The organism is Micromonospora sp. NPDC020750 (assembly GCF_044334565.1).
In the GTDB taxonomy this organism is placed as follows: Bacteria; Actinomycetota; Actinomycetes; order Mycobacteriales; family Micromonosporaceae; genus Micromonospora.
Window position 1 is genome coordinate 458,183 of the sequence record NZ_JBIRTH010000005.1, and the last position, 16,185, is coordinate 474,367.

At 73.4% G+C, this 16,185-nt stretch carries 5 protein-coding genes; all 5 read left to right on the plus strand.

The annotated features are described in order from the left end of the window. The first annotated feature begins 140 nt into the window (after window positions 1-140). Genes ACH4T9_RS18505 through ACH4T9_RS18525 form a run of 5 tightly spaced genes read left to right on the plus strand, consistent with a single transcriptional unit; the run spans window position 141 to window position 16,147 of the window. Window positions 141-1,031 (plus strand): DUF5829 family protein, encoded by an 891-nt coding sequence (locus tag ACH4T9_RS18505; RefSeq protein ID WP_396672219.1) that lies wholly within the window; start codon window positions 141-143, stop codon window positions 1,029-1,031. Between the two features lie 17 nt (window positions 1,032-1,048). Continuing rightward, window positions 1,049-6,199 carry an amino acid adenylation domain-containing protein gene (locus tag ACH4T9_RS18510; protein ID WP_396672218.1) on the plus strand — a complete coding sequence of 1,717 codons (5,151 nt, stop codon included), beginning with the start codon at window positions 1,049-1,051 and terminating at the stop codon, window positions 6,197-6,199. Beyond that, window positions 6,196-10,599: a MupA/Atu3671 family FMN-dependent luciferase-like monooxygenase gene (locus ACH4T9_RS18515; protein ID WP_396672217.1), complete on the plus strand. Its 4,404-nt coding sequence runs from the start codon at window positions 6,196-6,198 to the stop codon at window positions 10,597-10,599. Before ACH4T9_RS18510 ends, ACH4T9_RS18515 begins: the two co-directional genes overlap by 4 nt. Further along, on the plus strand, window positions 10,596-14,918 hold the full coding sequence (locus ACH4T9_RS18520; RefSeq protein WP_396672216.1) for a type I polyketide synthase: 4,323 nt from the start codon (window positions 10,596-10,598) through the stop codon (window positions 14,916-14,918). Before ACH4T9_RS18515 ends, ACH4T9_RS18520 begins: the two co-directional genes overlap by 4 nt. After that, entirely contained in the window at window positions 14,915-16,147 is a 1,233-nt protein-coding gene (locus tag ACH4T9_RS18525; protein WP_396672215.1) for an amidohydrolase family protein, read from the plus strand. The genes ACH4T9_RS18520 and ACH4T9_RS18525 overlap by 4 nt, the downstream gene beginning before the upstream one ends. Window positions 16,148-16,185 lie beyond the last annotated feature (38 nt).

A 16,185-nucleotide genomic window follows, 5' to 3' on the forward strand; every position in this document is an offset into this window, starting at 1 on the left:
CACCGCGACACCCGCCCCGCGCCCCCTAGGTTCCGCCCGTTGGGGTTTCCCCCAATACTCGGACGCGCGGCAGCGAAATTAGGCTGATCTCGCATACATCCCCTGGTGGAACGTCCAGAAAGCGACGAGAGGAAATCGACGTGCCATTCACGCAGGGGAATTCGCGCACCATCCCCTTTCCACTTCTGGACCACGTTGTGGTACTGCTCGACGGGGCCGCCTTCCGCGATATATGTGCCTGCGCCATGCTGCGGGAACAATTTGCCCGGGTGAAGCCGAAGAATGTCACCAGCTCGATCGCCGGGCAGTACTCGGCGCTCGGGCTGGCCGGCGAGAACACCCTGCTGGAGTTGTTCGACGGCGCGCTACCCGGCCCGCGTCGACTCACCGGTGGCCTGGTGTTCTCCTTCGAACACCCCGGCTCCGTGCAACGCGCCCGGGAGCTGCTCGACACCGGCCCCGGCATCGGCGGCCACTACGAGCTGGTCCAGCGCACCAACTCCGACACCGGCGAGTTCCACCCCTGGTACCACATGCTGCGTACCGACCTCGGCGAGGACAGCCCACTGTTGATGTTCCTCAACGAGGTCACCCCCGAGTACTACGACTCGGTGTCCGCCCGCCGGGGCCCCGACGGCGAGTTGCTGCGCAGCGGCTACCTCGACGCGGCGTTCGGGACCGGCGGGCGGCGGTGGCTGCGCGACATCACCGCCGTCACCCTCCGAGTACGCCCGCAACGGGCGACCCGGATGGCCGCCGCGCTCACCGCGCTGGGCTACCGGGCCACCACCACCCCACCTGAGCACACCGGCGATCCCGCCGCCGGTGCGGCGCCGACGTACCGGATCACCGGTCCGGGTGTCGACATCGGACTCGTCGGCTCGGCCACCGCGCCCGAGGGTGTCCTCGACATCACCACGGACCTGCACGAGACGCCGCGGCAGCACCAGGAGTTCGTCTTCGGCGGCACCTCGCGGCTGGTCCTGCGGCAAAACGGCACCGCCCACTGGACGTTCACCCCACCGGCCTGATGAGGATAGGTGCGTCGATGCCCGGCGAATCCGTGCTGTTCCACGAGGCGGTCCTCGCACACGCCGCCCGTGACCCCGACGCGGTCGCGGTGGAGTCCGCCGATCGGTCGCTGAGCTACGCCGAGCTGGCCGCCCGTGCCCACCGGGTGGCGCTCCACCTGCGCCGCCACGGCGTCGGACCCGACGTGCCGGTCGCGATCGCCCTGGACCGCTCGACCGAGTCCGTCGTCGCGGTTCTCGGCACCCTGCTGGCCGGCGGCGCCTGGGTACCGCTCGACCCGTCCTACCCCACCGATCGGCTGTCCTACATGCTCGCCGACTCCGGCGTGGACCTAATCGTCGCCGAGGCGCACACCATGGACCGGCTGCCGGCCGGGCGGGTCCGCCGCATCGACCCCGCCGGGGCCGCCGCGGAGTCCGGGCCGGCACCCGACCCGCTGCCACCGGCACCGACCGGTCGACACCTCGCCTACGTGATCTACACCTCGGGGTCCACCGGACGTCCCAAGGGTGCCCTGCTCAGCCACGCCGGCCTGGCCAACCTCGTCCGTGCCCAGGCCGACGCCTTCGGGGTGCGCCCCGGTGACCGGGTGCTCCAGTTCGCCCCGTCCAGCTTCGACGCCTCGGTGTTCGAGACCGCCATGGCACTGGCCACGGGCGCCACCCTGGTGCTGGCGGACCGGGCCACCACCGCCCCGGGGCCGGACCTGTTCGCCACCCTGCGTACTCGGCGGATCAGTCACCTCACGCTGCCCCCGTCGGTGCTGGCCACCCTGCCCGACGAGCCCCTGCCCGACCTGGCCGTGCTGGTCTGCGCCGGGGAGGCGCTCCCCGCCGCGCTGGTGCGGCGCTGGGCGCCCGGCCGGCGCATGTTCAACGCCTACGGCCCCACCGAGGCCACCGTCTGGGCCACCCTGGCGCAGGTGCGGCCCGACGACCGGCGACCGTCCATCGGCGTACCGGTCACCGGCGTCCACGTCGCCGTGGTCGACCCCGACGGCCGGCCGGTGCCCGACGGCCAGGTCGGCGAACTGGTCATCGGCGGGGCCGGCGTCGCCCGGGGCTACCACGCCCGGCCGGGGCTGACCGCCGAGCGGTTCGTCCCCGACCCGGACGGGCCACCGGGCGCACGCCGGTACCGCAGCGGCGACCAGGTGTGCCGCCGCCCTGACGGCACTCTCGACTTTCTCGGGCGCATCGACCACCAGATCAAGTTGCGGGGACACCGGATCGAACCGGACGAGGTGGCCGCCGTGCTGGCCGGGCATCCCGCCGTCACCGACGCGGTGGTGGTCGCCCGGGGCTCCGGGGACGCCACCCGGCTGGTCGGCTACGCCGCCAGCGATCACGATCCGGCCGGGCTGCGCGCCTTCCTGGCCGAACGGCTGCCCGCCTACCTGGTACCCGACGTGGTGGTCACCCTCGACGCGCTGCCGCTGACCGTCAGCGGCAAGATCGACCGGTCCGTCCTGCCCGAGCCGGACCGGGCAAGCGCCGGCCTGACCGGACCCGTCACCGTCCCGCGCACCGGCACCGAGCGGCTCCTCGCCGGGTTCCTCGCCGACCTGCTCGGCCACACCAGCACCGGGCCGGACCCCGCGCCGGGCACGGACCCGCCGGCCGCGCTCCGCCTCGGCGTGCACGACGACATCTTCGCTCTCGGCGCCAACTCGCTGATGGCCGGCCGGCTCGCCGCGCGGGTCCGCACCGAGCTCGGCCGTGAACTGCCGGTCGTGGTCATCTACCGATCCCCGACCGTCGCCGCCATGGCCGCCGCGCTGGACGACGCGGACGACACCGATCGCGCACCCACCCCGCCGCCGCTGACCCCGGCCGACCCCGACGCGGTCGCGCCCCTCTCCCTGCCCCAGGAGCGGATCTGGTTCCTCGACCAGCTCGACCCCGGCAACCGGGCGTACCACGCCCAGGCCACCATGCGGTTGCGCGGACCGCTCGACCCGGCGGCGCTACGGGCCGCGCTGGACGAGATCGTCCGCCGCCACGACATCTTCCGTACCGGCTTCGTCGCCGGGCCGCACGGTCCCGAGCAGCACGTCACCGCCCACCGCGCCGTCGATCTCCCGCTGGTCGACCTGTCCGCGTACGACGAGCCGGAGCGCGGCCGGCGGGCCGAGCAGATCGTGGCCGGTCACCTACGTGAACCCTTCGACCTGGCCAGTCCACCGCTGGCCCGGTGGGCACTGGTCCGGCACGCCGACGACGATCACACCCTGGTTCACGTCGAACACCACCTGATCCACGACGGCTGGTCCTTCGCCGTCTTCGTCGAGGAGCTCACCGCCCTCTACGCCGGCTACGCCGCCGGGCAGGAACCGGACCTGCCGCCGCCGTCCTGCCGCTACCGTGACTTCACGCTCTGGCAGCGCGGGTGGATGCGGGGCGAGACCCTCGACCGGCACCTGTCGCACTGGACCCGGGAACTGGCCGGCGCACCGCACGAGCTGGCGTTGCCCCTGGATCGCGCCCGTCCGCTGGCCCAGAGCTTCACCGGCGCGGCGCTGCGGATCGAACTTCCCGGCGAGCTGTGCGCGCGACTGCGCCGGTACAGCCGCCGGCACGGGGTCACCCTCTACGCCACCATGCTCGCCGGCTTCGCCGCCCTGCTGGGTCGCTACGCCCGCCAGGACGACATGATCATCGGCAGTGGCGTGGCGAACCGCCGTCTCGCCGAGACCGAACGCATGATCGGCATGGTCGTCAACACCCTGCTGCTGCGCGTCGACCTGTCCGGCCGGCCCGGCTTCACCGAACTGGTCCGCCGGGTGCACACCCGCGCCGCACGGGCCTACGAGTGGGCCGACGTGCCGCTGGACCGGCTGGTGGAGGCCCTCGACCCGGTACGCGACCCGTCCCGCAACCCGCTGTTCCAGACCATGTTCAGCTTCCACGACTCCCCGATGCCGGAGCTGACCTTCGCCGGGCTGACCGGCACCGTCCTGGAACGGCACAACGGCACCGCCAAGACCGACCTGAACATCGTGGTCCTGCCCCGCGCGGAACAGCGTGCCGGGCAGGGCCACCGGGACGACGCCGCCCCGATCACCCTGATCTGGGAGTATTCCACCGCCCTGTTCGACGCCTCGACCATGCGGCGGATGACCGGACACTACGTCCGGCTGCTCGACGCGGCGATGACCGGCCCCGACCAGCCGGTCGGCCGGCTGCCGCTGCTCGACGCGCAGGAGTGGACCCGGGTCGTCCACACGTACAACCGCACCGCCGTCGCCTTCCCGGCCGACCACACCGTGCCCGACCTGTTCGCCGAGCAGGTGGCCCGGCGACCGCACGCCCCCGCCGTCGAGTACGAGGGACAGACCCTCAGCTACGCCGATCTCGACGCCGACGCCGACCGGCTGGCCCGGCTGCTGCGCCGGCGGGGTGTCGGCGCCGACACCCCGGTCGGTGTCCTGTTCGCCCGCGGCCCCGACCTGATCACCGCCTTCCTTGCCGTGCTCAAGGCCGGCGGCGCGTACGTGCCGCTCGACCCCGGCTACCCGGGCGAACGACTGCGTTGGCTGCTGGCCGACTCCGGGGCCCGGCTGGTGGTCACCCGGGCCGACCTGGCCGGTCTGCTCCCCGTCGACGGCGTGGAGGTGGTGACCGGCGACGATCCGCAGGCCGGTCCCGAGGGCCGGCGCGACGCCGGGCCGGAATCCCCCGCCGCCCGCCCGGACAGCGCTGCCTACGTCCTCTACACCTCCGGCTCCACCGGACGACCCAAGGGAGTGGTGGTCCCGCACCGCGCGATCCTGCGCCTGGTCTGCGGCACCGACTTCGTCCGGTTCGGACCGCACGAACGCATCGCCCAGGTCGCCGACGCGTCCTTCGACGCGATCACGTTCGAGGTGTGGGGCGCCCTGCTGCACGGTGGCACTGTCTGCGTCATCCCCCGCGACACCGTCCTGAGCCCCGGCCGGCTGGGCGACGAGTTGCGCCGGTCCCGGATCACCAGCATGTTCCTCACCTCGGCCCTGTTCAACGAGGTCATGGCGCACCGGCCGGACAGCTTCGCCACCATGACCAACCTGCTCGTCGGCGGGGACGCACTGAACCCGGTCCGCATCCGCCAACTGCTGCGCGGCCCGTATGCCCCGGCCCGGCTGCTCAACGGCTACGGTCCCACCGAGACCACCACCTTCGCCGTGGTGCACCACATCACCGACCTGCCCGACGAGGCCAGTTCCGTACCCATCGGGCGGCCCATCGCCAACACCACCGCGTACGTCCTCGACGAGGAGCTGAGTCCGGTGCCCGAGGGCGTACCCGGTCAGCTCTACCTCGGTGGTCCCGGGGTGGCCCGGGGTTATGCCGGTCGGCCCGCGCTGACCGCGCAACGGTTCGTTCCCGACCCGTTCGGCGCCGACGGCTCCAGCCTCTACCACACCGGTGACGTGGTGCGCTGGCGCAGCGGAGGGGTGCTGGAGTTCCTCGGCCGAACCGACGACCAGGTCAAGATCTCCGGGTTCCGGATCGAACCGGGCGAGGTGGAGAACACCCTGCTCGACCACCCGGCCGTGGCCGGCGCGGCGGTCGTCGTCGACGACAGCCCGGCCGGTCGACGCCTGGTCGCCTACGTCGTGCCCCCGGCGAGCCGACCCGGGCCGGGCGCCACGGAGCTGCGCCTCTGGCTCGCCGAACGACTGCCGCCCTACCTGGTGCCAACGGCGTACGTGTCGCTGACCGCCCTACCCCTCACCGAGCACGGCAAACTCGACCGGGCGGCACTGCCGGCCGCCGAGGCCGAACGCCCCGACCTGCGGGTGGCTCTCCGGACCCCGCAGACCGACACCGAACGGGCCGTCGCCGCGATCTGCGCCGAGCTGATCGGGCTCGACCAGGTCGGCCTCGACGACGACTTCTTCGCCCTCGGTGGGCACTCACTGCTCGCCATGCGGCTGGTGGCCCGGGTGAACGAGACGTTCGGTACCGACGTGGCACTGGCCCGCTTCCTGCGTACGCCCACCGTCGCCGGGCTGGTGGCCGCCCTCGACACCCGCACACCGGCCACGGAACCGACCCGGCAGGGCGGCATCGCACCCGGTAGCTGGCAGCAGATGGAGGACGTGTTGCGGCACATCGACCAGCTCACCCCCGAGCAGGTCGACCAACTGCTGCACGACTTCACGGACAACGAGGTGGACCGATGAATGACGCCGGCACGGACGCCCGGCGGGCCCAACTGGCCCGGCACCTGGCCCAGCGACTGGCCCAGCGCAGCCACCCGCTGTCCTACCCGCAGCAGCGGCTGTGGTTCCTCGACCAGCTCAGCCCGGACAACCCCGTCTACAACATCCCGCTGGGCTACCGCATCCGTGGGCCGCTCGACGTCGACGCCCTGCACCGGGCCCTGACCACGGTGGTCCGACGGCACGAGGCGCTGCGTACCGTGTTCAGGGCGGTGGACGGCCAGCCGCGTCAGGTCGTCCTGCCGCCGACGGAGACCCCCCTGACCGTGCACGACGTCGCCGACCCTGCCGAGGCGGCAGCGCTGGCCGGGGCCGAGGCACGTACCCGGTTCGACCTGGTCGACGGCCCGGTCCTGCGGGCCACCCTGCTGCGGCTGGGCCCGGAGGACCACCGGCTGTGCCTCACCGTCCACCACATCGTCTGCGACGGCTGGTCACTGGCCGTCCTCGAGCGGGAACTGACCGCCGCCTACACCGGACGGGAGCTACCCGACCTGCCCGTGCAGTACGCCGACTTCGCCGAGTGGCAGCACACCCACCTCACCGGCGCCACCCTCGACCGGCTCGTCGACCACTGGCGGGACCGGCTCGCCGACGTACCGCTGCTGGCCAGCCTGCCCACCGACCGGCCCCGCCCACCGACGCAGACCTACCGCGGCGCACACCTGGACCTGAGCTTCGAGCACGACGTCAGCGACGCGGTGACCGCGCTGGCCCGGCAGGTCGCCGCGACCCCGTTCGCGGTGCTGCTGGCCGCCTTCGCCGTCGTCGTGCGGGCGCACACCGGCACGGCGCAGGTCGTCGTCGGTTCACCGGTGGCGGGCCGGCAACGACCCGAGATCCAGCCGCTGATCGGGTTCTTCGCCAACACTCTGGTGCAGCGCATCGACCTCACCGGTGCCCCGACCTTCCGGCAACTGGTCGAGCGGACCCGCGACGAGACCCGCGACGCACTGGCCCACCAGGACCTGCCGTTCGAGAAACTCGTCGAGGAGCTGCACCCGAGCCGGGACCTGGCCCACAACCCGCTGTTCCAGGTGTTGTTCAGCTACCACGACACCGACGCCGTGGGGCTGGACCTGCCCGGCTGCGCGGTCACCCCGGTCCCCGGCGACACCGCCACCGCGAAGTTCGACCTCACCCTGTCCCTCACCCGGCGCGGGACGGACCTGACCGGCCGCCTGGAGTACAGCACCGACCTGTTCGACCCGGACAGCGCCGAACGGATGGCCGCCCGCTTCCGTCAGGTCCTCGCCGCGGCCCTGGCCGATCCGGACGGGCCGGTCGGCCGGTTGGACATCCTGACCCCGGGCGAGCGTCACCTGATGCTCACCGAGTGGACCGCCACCGGTGTCAACCGCCGCACCGACGTGCTCGTGCACGAGCTCGTCGCCGCGCAGGCCCGGCGCACCCCCGACCGGGTCGCCGTGCGGGACGCCGGACCCGGCGACCAGCCCGGACTGACCTACCGCGAGCTCGACGAGCGCGCCGAACGGTTCGCCGCCACGTTGCGCGGCCACGGCGTCGGCCCGGACCTCCCGGTCGGCGTCCTGCTGCGCCGCAGCACCGATCTGGCGGTGACCCTGCTGGCCATCCTCAAGGCCGGCGGAGCGTACCTGCCGCTGGATCCCGCCCTGCCCACCGACCGGCTCACCTTCATGGTCACCGACTCCGGCACCCGGGTGGTGGTCACCACCGACCATCTCGCCGGCCGGCTGGGCGGTCTGCCGGTCACCACCGTCGCCCCCGGCACACCGCCGGCCGATCCGGCCCCCACCGGGCCGACCGTACCGACACACGCGGACGACCTGGCGTACGTGATCTACACCTCCGGCTCCACCGGGCGTCCCAAGGGCGTGCTGGTCACCCACCGCAACGTGGGTACCTTCTTCGCCGGGATGGACCGCGAGTTCGGCCCGGACGCCGACCCGGACCGGGACGGGGCCACGCCGACCTGGCTGGCGGTGACCAGCACCTCCTTCGACATCTCGGTGCTGGAACTGCTGTGGACCCTCACCTGCGGCTTCGAGGTCGTCATCCGGGGCGACGAACCCGGCACCGCGTCCGCCACCGGTGTCCCGGTACCCGCCGAGGTGCAGGCCAGGCCGATGGACTTCAGCCTGTTCTACTTCGGCGGTGACCGGGGCGGCTCGGTCGACGACCGGTACCGGCTGCTGGTCGAGGGCGCCCGCTTCGCCGACCGGCACGGCTTCGCCGCCGTGTGGACCCCGGAACGGCACTTCCACGACTTCGGTGGGCTCTACCCGAACCCCTCGGTCACCGCCGCCGCCATCGCCACCATCACCGAACGGGTACAGATCCGGGCCGGCAGTGTGGTCGTACCGCTGCACGACCCGCTCCGGGTCGCCGAGGAGTGGGCCGTGGTGGACAACCTCTCCGGCGGGCGGGTCGGCATCTCGGTCGCCTCCGGATGGCAACCGAACGACTTCGTCCTCGCCCCGCAGCGGTACACCGACCGGAAGGACCTGATGCTGGCGGGCATCGACGAGGTACGTCGGCTCTGGCGGGGCGAGACGGTCAGCCGCACCCGCCCGGGCGGCGACGAGGTCAGCGTACGGGTGTACCCGCCACCGGTGCAGCCCGAGCTGCCCGTCTGGGTCACCAGCGCACGCAGCCCCGACACCTTCCGGATGGCCGGTGAGATCGGCGCCGGGCTGCTCACACACCTGCTCGGCCACTCCGTGGAACAGCTCGCCGAGAAGATCACCATCTACCGTCGGGCCTGGCGGGAGGCCGGCCACACCGGCTCCGGCCACGTCACCCTGATGCTGCACACCTTCCTCGGCACCGACGCCGAGCAGGTCCGCGAGCTGGTCCGGGCGCCGCTGTGCGCGTACCTGAAGAGCTCCTTCGACCTGCTCTCCGGTCTCGGCGCGGTGTCCGGGCGCAGCAGCGACTTCCGCGACCTGCCCGAGGGGGAACTCGACGCCCTGGTCGCGCAGGCCTTCGACCGGTTCTTCGACACCGCCGCCCTGCTGGGCACCCCCGAGGCCGCCGCGGACCTGGTGGACCGGCTCAAGGCGATCGAGGTGGACGAGGTCGCCTGCCTGATCGACTTCGGGGTCGACCACGACCACGTCCTGGCCGCCCTGCCGCACCTGCGTACCGCCCGGGAGATCAGCGAAGAACGCCGCCGGGTGGCGCTGGCCGACGAGCCCGTCGCCGCGCAACTGCGCCGCCACCACGTCACCCACCTACAGTGCACACCGTCGCTGGCCGGTGTGCTGGCCGAGGACCCCGACAGCCGGGAGGCGCTCCGCCACCTGCGCCGCCTGCTCGTCGGTGGCGAGGCGCTGCCCGCCGCGCTCGGCGCCGACCTCGCCGGCCTGGTCAGCGGGGGTGTGCACAACATGTACGGCCCCACCGAGGCGACCGTGTGGGCGAGCACCCAGCCGGTCACCGACGCCGGGCCGGTCGCCGCGACCGTGCCGCTCGGCCGCCCGCTGGCCGACGTACGCGCCTACGTGGTCGACGCGGACCTGCGGCCCACCCCGGTCAACGTGCCCGGTGAACTGCTGCTCGGCGGGCCGGGCGTCACCCGTGGCTACCACGGCCGCCCCGACCTGACCGCGGAACGCTTCGTCCCCGACCCGTTCGCCGCCGACGGCTCCCGGCTGTACCGCACCGGTGACCTGGCCCGGTGGCGCCCCGACGGCACCCTCGAGTTCCTCGGCCGGCTGGACCACCAGGTGAAGATCCACGGCCACCGGATCGAACTCGGCGAGATCGAGAGCATGCTGGCCGCACAGCCGGGCGTCCGCGCCGCCGTGGTCGTCGTACGCGGCACCGGCGCCCACCGCAGCCTGGCCGCCTACTGCGAGGCGGGCCGCGCCGACGGTACGGTGCTGAACCCGGCGGCGCTACGGGCCGCCCTGGCCCAGGTACTGCCGGACTACATGGTGCCGGCCACCGTCACCGTCCTCGACGAGTTGCCGCTGACCCCGAACGGCAAGATCGACCGCAACCGGCTGCCCGATCCGCAGACCCCCGGGCCCGCCCGCTACCTGGCCCCCCGGACCGACGTCGAGCAGACCATCGCCGAGGTATGGACGCAGTTGCTCGGCCGCGACCGGGTCGGTCTCGACGACAACTTCTTCGAACTCGGCGGCAACTCGCTGCTGGCGGTCCAGGCCAGGTCCCGGCTGCAGGCCCGCGACGTCACCGGGGTGTCGCTGGTGGACCTGTTCCGCTACCCGTCGGTGCGTACGCTCGCCGCCGCCTGCTCCCCCGCCGGAGACCGCCCCGACGCGCTGGTCGGGGCCCGGCAGGCCGCCGGGCGGCGGGCCGCCGCCCTGTCCGCCGCCGGCCCGCGGCGGGTACGACGGGCCGACCGGTCGTGACCGCGCACCGGGACAGCACCGGAGCCGACGTCGATCCGCCCGACGGGGTCGAACCGATCGCGATCATCGGCATGGCCTGCCGGGTGCCCGGCGCCGACACCGTCCCCCGGTTCTGGGCGAACATGCTCGACGGCGTCAACTCGATCACCCACTTCACCCCGGACGAACTGCGCGCGGCCGGCGTGGACCCGCATCTGCTGGCCGACCCCGAGTACGTCGCGGCGGGCGCGGTGATCGACGACGCCGACCACTTCGACGCGGAGTTCTTCGGCTACAACGCCGCCGAGGCCGAGACGATGGACCCGCAGCAACGGGTCTTCTGCGAAATTGCCTGGGCGGCCCTGGAGGACAGCGGCCACACCCCGGAAAGCGCCGACGGCGCCGTCGGCGTGTTCGCCGGCATGTTCATGAACAAGTACCTGATGGCCAACCTCGCCACCAACCCCCGTTTCCAGCGTTCGGCGATGGCGCCCCTGGCCCGCATCTTCAACGACAAGGACTTCCTGGCGACCCGGGTGGCGTACCTGCTCGACCTGGACGGCCCCGCCTACACCGTGCAGACCGCCTGCTCCACCTCCCTGGTCGCCACCCACCTGGCCTGCCAGTCCCTGCTGACCTACGAGTCGGACCTGGCGCTCGCCGGCGGGGTGACGATCAACCTGCCGCTGCGGGCCGGCTACTCACACACCTACAGCGGGGTGTTCAGCCCCGACGGGCAGTGCCGGCCCTTCGACGCCGACGCCGCCGGGACCGTGCCCGGCAACGGCGCCGTGGCCGTGGTGCTGCGCCGGCTCTCCGACGCCCTGGCCGACCGGGACCACATCTACGCGGTGATCCGGGCCAGCGCGGTCAACAACGACGGTGCGGTCAAGGCCGGTTTCACGGCACCGAGCCCCGACGGGCAGGCCCGCGTCATCACCACCGCGCACGCCCTGGCGGGGCTCTCCCCGGGCAGCATCGGCTACCTGGAGGCCCACGGCACCGCCACCCGGGTGGGCGACCCGATCGAGGTCGCCGCGCTCACCCAGGCGTTCCGCGTCGGCACCGCCCGGCGGGGCTTCTGCGCCCTCGGCTCGGTCAAGGCCAACATCGGCCACCTCGACGCCGCCGCCGGGGCCGCCGGTCTGATGCGCGCCGCCCTGGCCGTCCAGCACGGGCAGATCCCGCCGACGGTGAACTTCCGCTCCCCCAACCCCGACCTCGACCTCGACACCTCCCCCTTCTACGTACCCACCCGCGCCACCGCCTGGTCGGCCGGCTCCGGACCCCGCCGCGCCGCGGTGAGCGCCTTCGGTGTCGGCGGCACCAACGCCCACGTGGTCCTCGAACAACCACCGCCCAGCCCCGACCCGGCGCCCACGGCATCCGGCTGGCATCTGGTGCCGCTGTCCGCGCGCAGCCGCCCCGCCGTCGACGCCGCCACCCACCGGCTGGCCGACCATCTGGAGGCCCACCCGGACCTCGACCTGGCCGACGTCGCCTTCACCCTCCAGAACGGTCGGCGCGGCTTCCCGGTCCGCCGGTTCGCCGCCTGCGCCGATCTGCCCGACCTGGTGGCGGTGCTGCGTGGGGAGGACCCGCACCGGCTGGTCACCCGCACCACCCCGGAGACCGGCCAGCGGGCGGTGTTCATGTTTCCCGGTGGCGGCAACCAGCACCGCGCCATGGGCGCCGACCTCTACCGCGGGCAGCCGGTGTTCCGGGCGGCGATCGACCAGTGCGCCACCCTGCTGCGCGACCGGCTCGACGTCGACCTCACCGCGCTGTTGTTCCCCGGCGACGGTGGCGGGCCGCGACGGGGACGCGCGCTCGGCCGCGCCGAGGGGCCCGGTGTGGTCACCGCCCTGTTCGCGGTGGAGTACGCGCTGGCGAAACTGTGGCAGTCCTGGGGCGTGACACCGGTCGCCATGCTCGGCCACAGCCTCGGCGAGTACGTCGCCGCCTGCCTGTCCGGGGTGTTCACCCTCGGGGACGCGCTCGCCGTCACCTACGCCCGTGGCGAGCTGTTCGCCCGGATGGCACCGGGCCGGATGCTGGCCGTACCACTGCCCGAGGCCCAGGTCGCGGAGTTGCTCGACGAACGGCTGTCGATCGCGGCGGTGAACGCGCCGGAGCTGACCGTGGTGGCCGGGCCGGACGACGACATCGCCGCCCTCGACCGGCGGCTGGCCGACCGGGGCGTGGACTGCGGGCGGATCAACGTACCGGCGGCGAGCCACTCCTGGCTGGTCGAACCGGTCCTTGACGAGTTCACCGCCCGGGTCAAGGAGTGCGACCTGCGGCCACCGCACACCCCGTTCGTCTCCTGCGTCACCGGCACCTGGATCCGCGCCGGGGACGCCACCGACCCGCACTACTGGGCTCGTCACCTGCGCCAACCCGTACGTTTCGCCGACGCGCTGCGGACGGTGCTGACCACGCCCGATCGGGTGCTGCTGGAGGTCGGGCCCGGGCGGGCGCTGACCGCGCTGGTACCCGGACAGCGGATCGCCCCCACCCCGACCGCGGTCGCCTCGCTGGGTCACCCCCGCGACCGGCTGCCGGACACCGCGCACCTGATGGCCGCGGTGGGCCGGCTCTGGCAGGCCGGGGTGAGCGTGGACTGGCCGGCGCTGCACACCGCGCGCCCGCCCCGGCGGGTCAGCCTGCCCGGCTACCCGTTCCAGCGCCGCCGGTACTGGGTGGAGCCGGGGGCGACCGCCACCGGACCGGCCGACACCGCCGGCAGCACCATCGACCCGGACTCCGACACGGTCGACCCGGACTCCGGCACCGTCGACCCGGGCGGCGCGTCCGCCGGCACCGATCTGGCGGGCACGCCGGAGGACGGCCACCTCGCCCCCCGTACCGAACGGGAACGCCAGGTCGCGCGGGTGTGGTGCGACCTGCTCGGCCTGGACCGCATCAGCGTCACCGACGACCTGTTCGACTGCGGCGCCCACTCCCTGATGATCACGCAGGCCGCCCGGGAGCTGCGCCGCCTCGGCGCACCCCAGCTCACCGCCGGCGACGTCCTGGCCAGTCCCACCGTCGCCGGCCTGGCCGCCCGGATCGAGGCCGCCGTGTCCGGGCGACCGCTGGTCGAGGTGCACGGCACCGGCCCCGACCTCGCCGCCGAGGTCGTCCTCGACCCGGCGGTCACCCCCGACCGGGACGCGCCGGCCCGCACCGGCCCGCACCGGGTGGTGCTGCTCACCGGTGCCACCGGCTTCGTCGGCGCGTTCCTCTGCGCCGAGCTGGCCCGGCAGACCAGCGCCGAGATCGTCTGCCTAATTCGGGCCGCCAACCCCGAGGAGGGCATCGAACGCCTGCACACCGTCCTGACCTCCTACGGCCTGCCCGCACCACCCGGGCACCGGCTGCGCGTCGTCCCCGCCGACCTGGCCCGTCCCCGCTTCGGCCTGACCCCGGCCGCATTCGACGCCCTCGCCGACGAGGTCGACGCGATCTACCACTGTGGTGCCTGGGTCAACTTCGTGCGCCCGTACCGCTCCCTCAAGGCCACGAACGTGCGCGGCACCGAGGAGATCCTGCGGCTGGCCACCCGGGGCCGCCCCACCCCCGTGCACCACATCTCCACCCTGGCCGTCCTCGCCGGAGCCGTCGCCGACGGTGCCACGCAGGTCAACGAGGACGACCCCCTGCCACCACCGGTGGGCCACGACACCGCCTACAGCCAGAGCAAGTGGGTCGCCGAGGGGCTCATCGGCCTCGCCCGGGACCGCGGCGTACCGGTGTCGGTGTACCGGGCCGGCGCGGTGCTCGGGGACAGCCGCACCGGCGCGACCAACCGGGAGGACTACGTCACCAAGGTCATCCAGGGCTGCGTCGAGCTCGGTCTGGCCCCCACCCGCCGGTACGCCTTCGCCGCCGCCACCGTCGACTACGTCGCGCGTACCGTGGTCGCCCTGTCCCTGCGCCCGGAGACCACCGGCGGCACCTTCCACACCGTCAACCCCGACCCGCTGGACTGGAACGACATCTTCCGCCACCTGCGGGCCTGCGGCTACCGCGTGCCGAGCGTCGACTGGCAGCGCTGGCGCCACCAGCTCACCGAGCAGATCGAGGCCGACGAGACGGCGAACAGCTTCGCCCCGCTGATGGCGATGCTCGGCGACACCCCGGACCGGGACATGCCCCGGATGCGCTGCGACAACGTCCGGTCGGCGCTGCCGGCCGACCTGGCCCGCCCACCGGAGCTGGACGCCGCGTTGTTCGCGCGGATGCTGGGCTTCCTCGCCCGGGGCGGAGTCCTGCCCGCACCGCCGGACGGCGATCCGGCCCGGCCCGACACCGCCCAGAAGGACCTGCTGCCATGACTATGCTGTTGACCGGGGCCACGCTCATCGACGGGCTCGGCGGCGACCCGGTGACCGACCGGGCCGTACGGATCGAAGCCGACCGGATCACGCGGGTGGGGGTCCGAGTCCCGACCGATGGCGCCGAACTGGTCGACCTGAGTGGGCTGACCCTGCTGCCGGGGCTGATCGACGCGCACACCCACGTGGGCTACTCCAGCGACGTACGCGCGATGCTCACCGGGGAGCTGTCGGTGGCCGAACGGGCCGCCGACATCTTCCGCAACCTGCGCGAGACCCTGACGGCCGGGTTCACCACCATCCGGGACTGTGGTGGCCTCGACCTCGGGGTGCTGCGCACGGTACGCCGCGGGCTGGTACCGGGCCCCCGCATCTGGGCCGCCGCCGTGGCGCTGTCCCAGACCGGCGGGCACGGTCGGCTGAATTCGCCGCTGGCCCCGGCGGGTCCGTCTCCGTTCTCGGTACGCGGCCTGACCGGGATGACCCCCAACGCCGACGGTGTCGAGGAGGTCCGCCGGGCCGCCCGCGAGTGCTTCCGTCAGGGCGCGTCGTTCCTGAAGATGGCCGTCACCGGCGGGGTGATCTCGGTGTCCGACTCGTTGGAGGACACCCAGTACACCGTCGAGGAGATCGCGGTCGCCGTCGCCGAGGCCCGTGCCCGCAACACGTACGTCACCGTGCACGCCCACAACGGCGCCGGGATCCGCAACGCCGTCCGGGCGGGCGTGGGCTGCGTCGAACACGGTACCGGCATCGACGAGGTAACTGCGGCGATGATGGCCGCCCACGGCGTGCACCTGGTACCCACCCTGGCCATCGCCGAGATGATGCGTACCGACTCCGAGCGGCAGGGGCTCGCCCCCGGGTTCCGGGACCGGGTCGGCGACACCGCCCGACGCATGATCGACGCCATGCTGCTGGCCCGTGAGGCCGGTGTGCTGGTCGGCTCCGGCTCCGACCTGATCGGGCCGGACCAGAACCACCGCGGCCTGGAGCTGGTACTCAAGGCCCACGTTCTGGGGCCGATGGCGGCGATCGTCTCCGCCACCTCGGTCAACGCCCGCATCATGGGGGTCGCCGACCGTCTCGGGTCGGTCGAGGTGGGCAAGCTGGCCGACCTCGTCGCCGTGGACTTCGATCCGCTCACCGCGCCGGACCTGTTCGACGACCCGGACCGGGTCGTTTTCGTCGTCAGCGACGGCACGATCGTCAAGGACACCCGCAGGTGACCCCGGCACCGCACGGACACCGGCCGACGGCCGCCGCC

Excerpts from the sequence above, each read along its gene's own strand:
- ACH4T9_RS18510 (WP_396672218.1), top strand. The coding sequence starts at position 1,049 with ATGCCCGGCGAATCCGTGCTGTTCCACGAGGCGGTCCTCGCACACGCC.
- ACH4T9_RS18515 (WP_396672217.1), top strand. The coding sequence starts at position 6,196 with ATGAATGACGCCGGCACGGACGCCCGGCGGGCCCAACTGGCCCGGCAC.
- ACH4T9_RS18525 (WP_396672215.1), top strand. The coding sequence starts at position 14,915 with ATGACTATGCTGTTGACCGGGGCCACGCTCATCGACGGGCTCGGCGGC.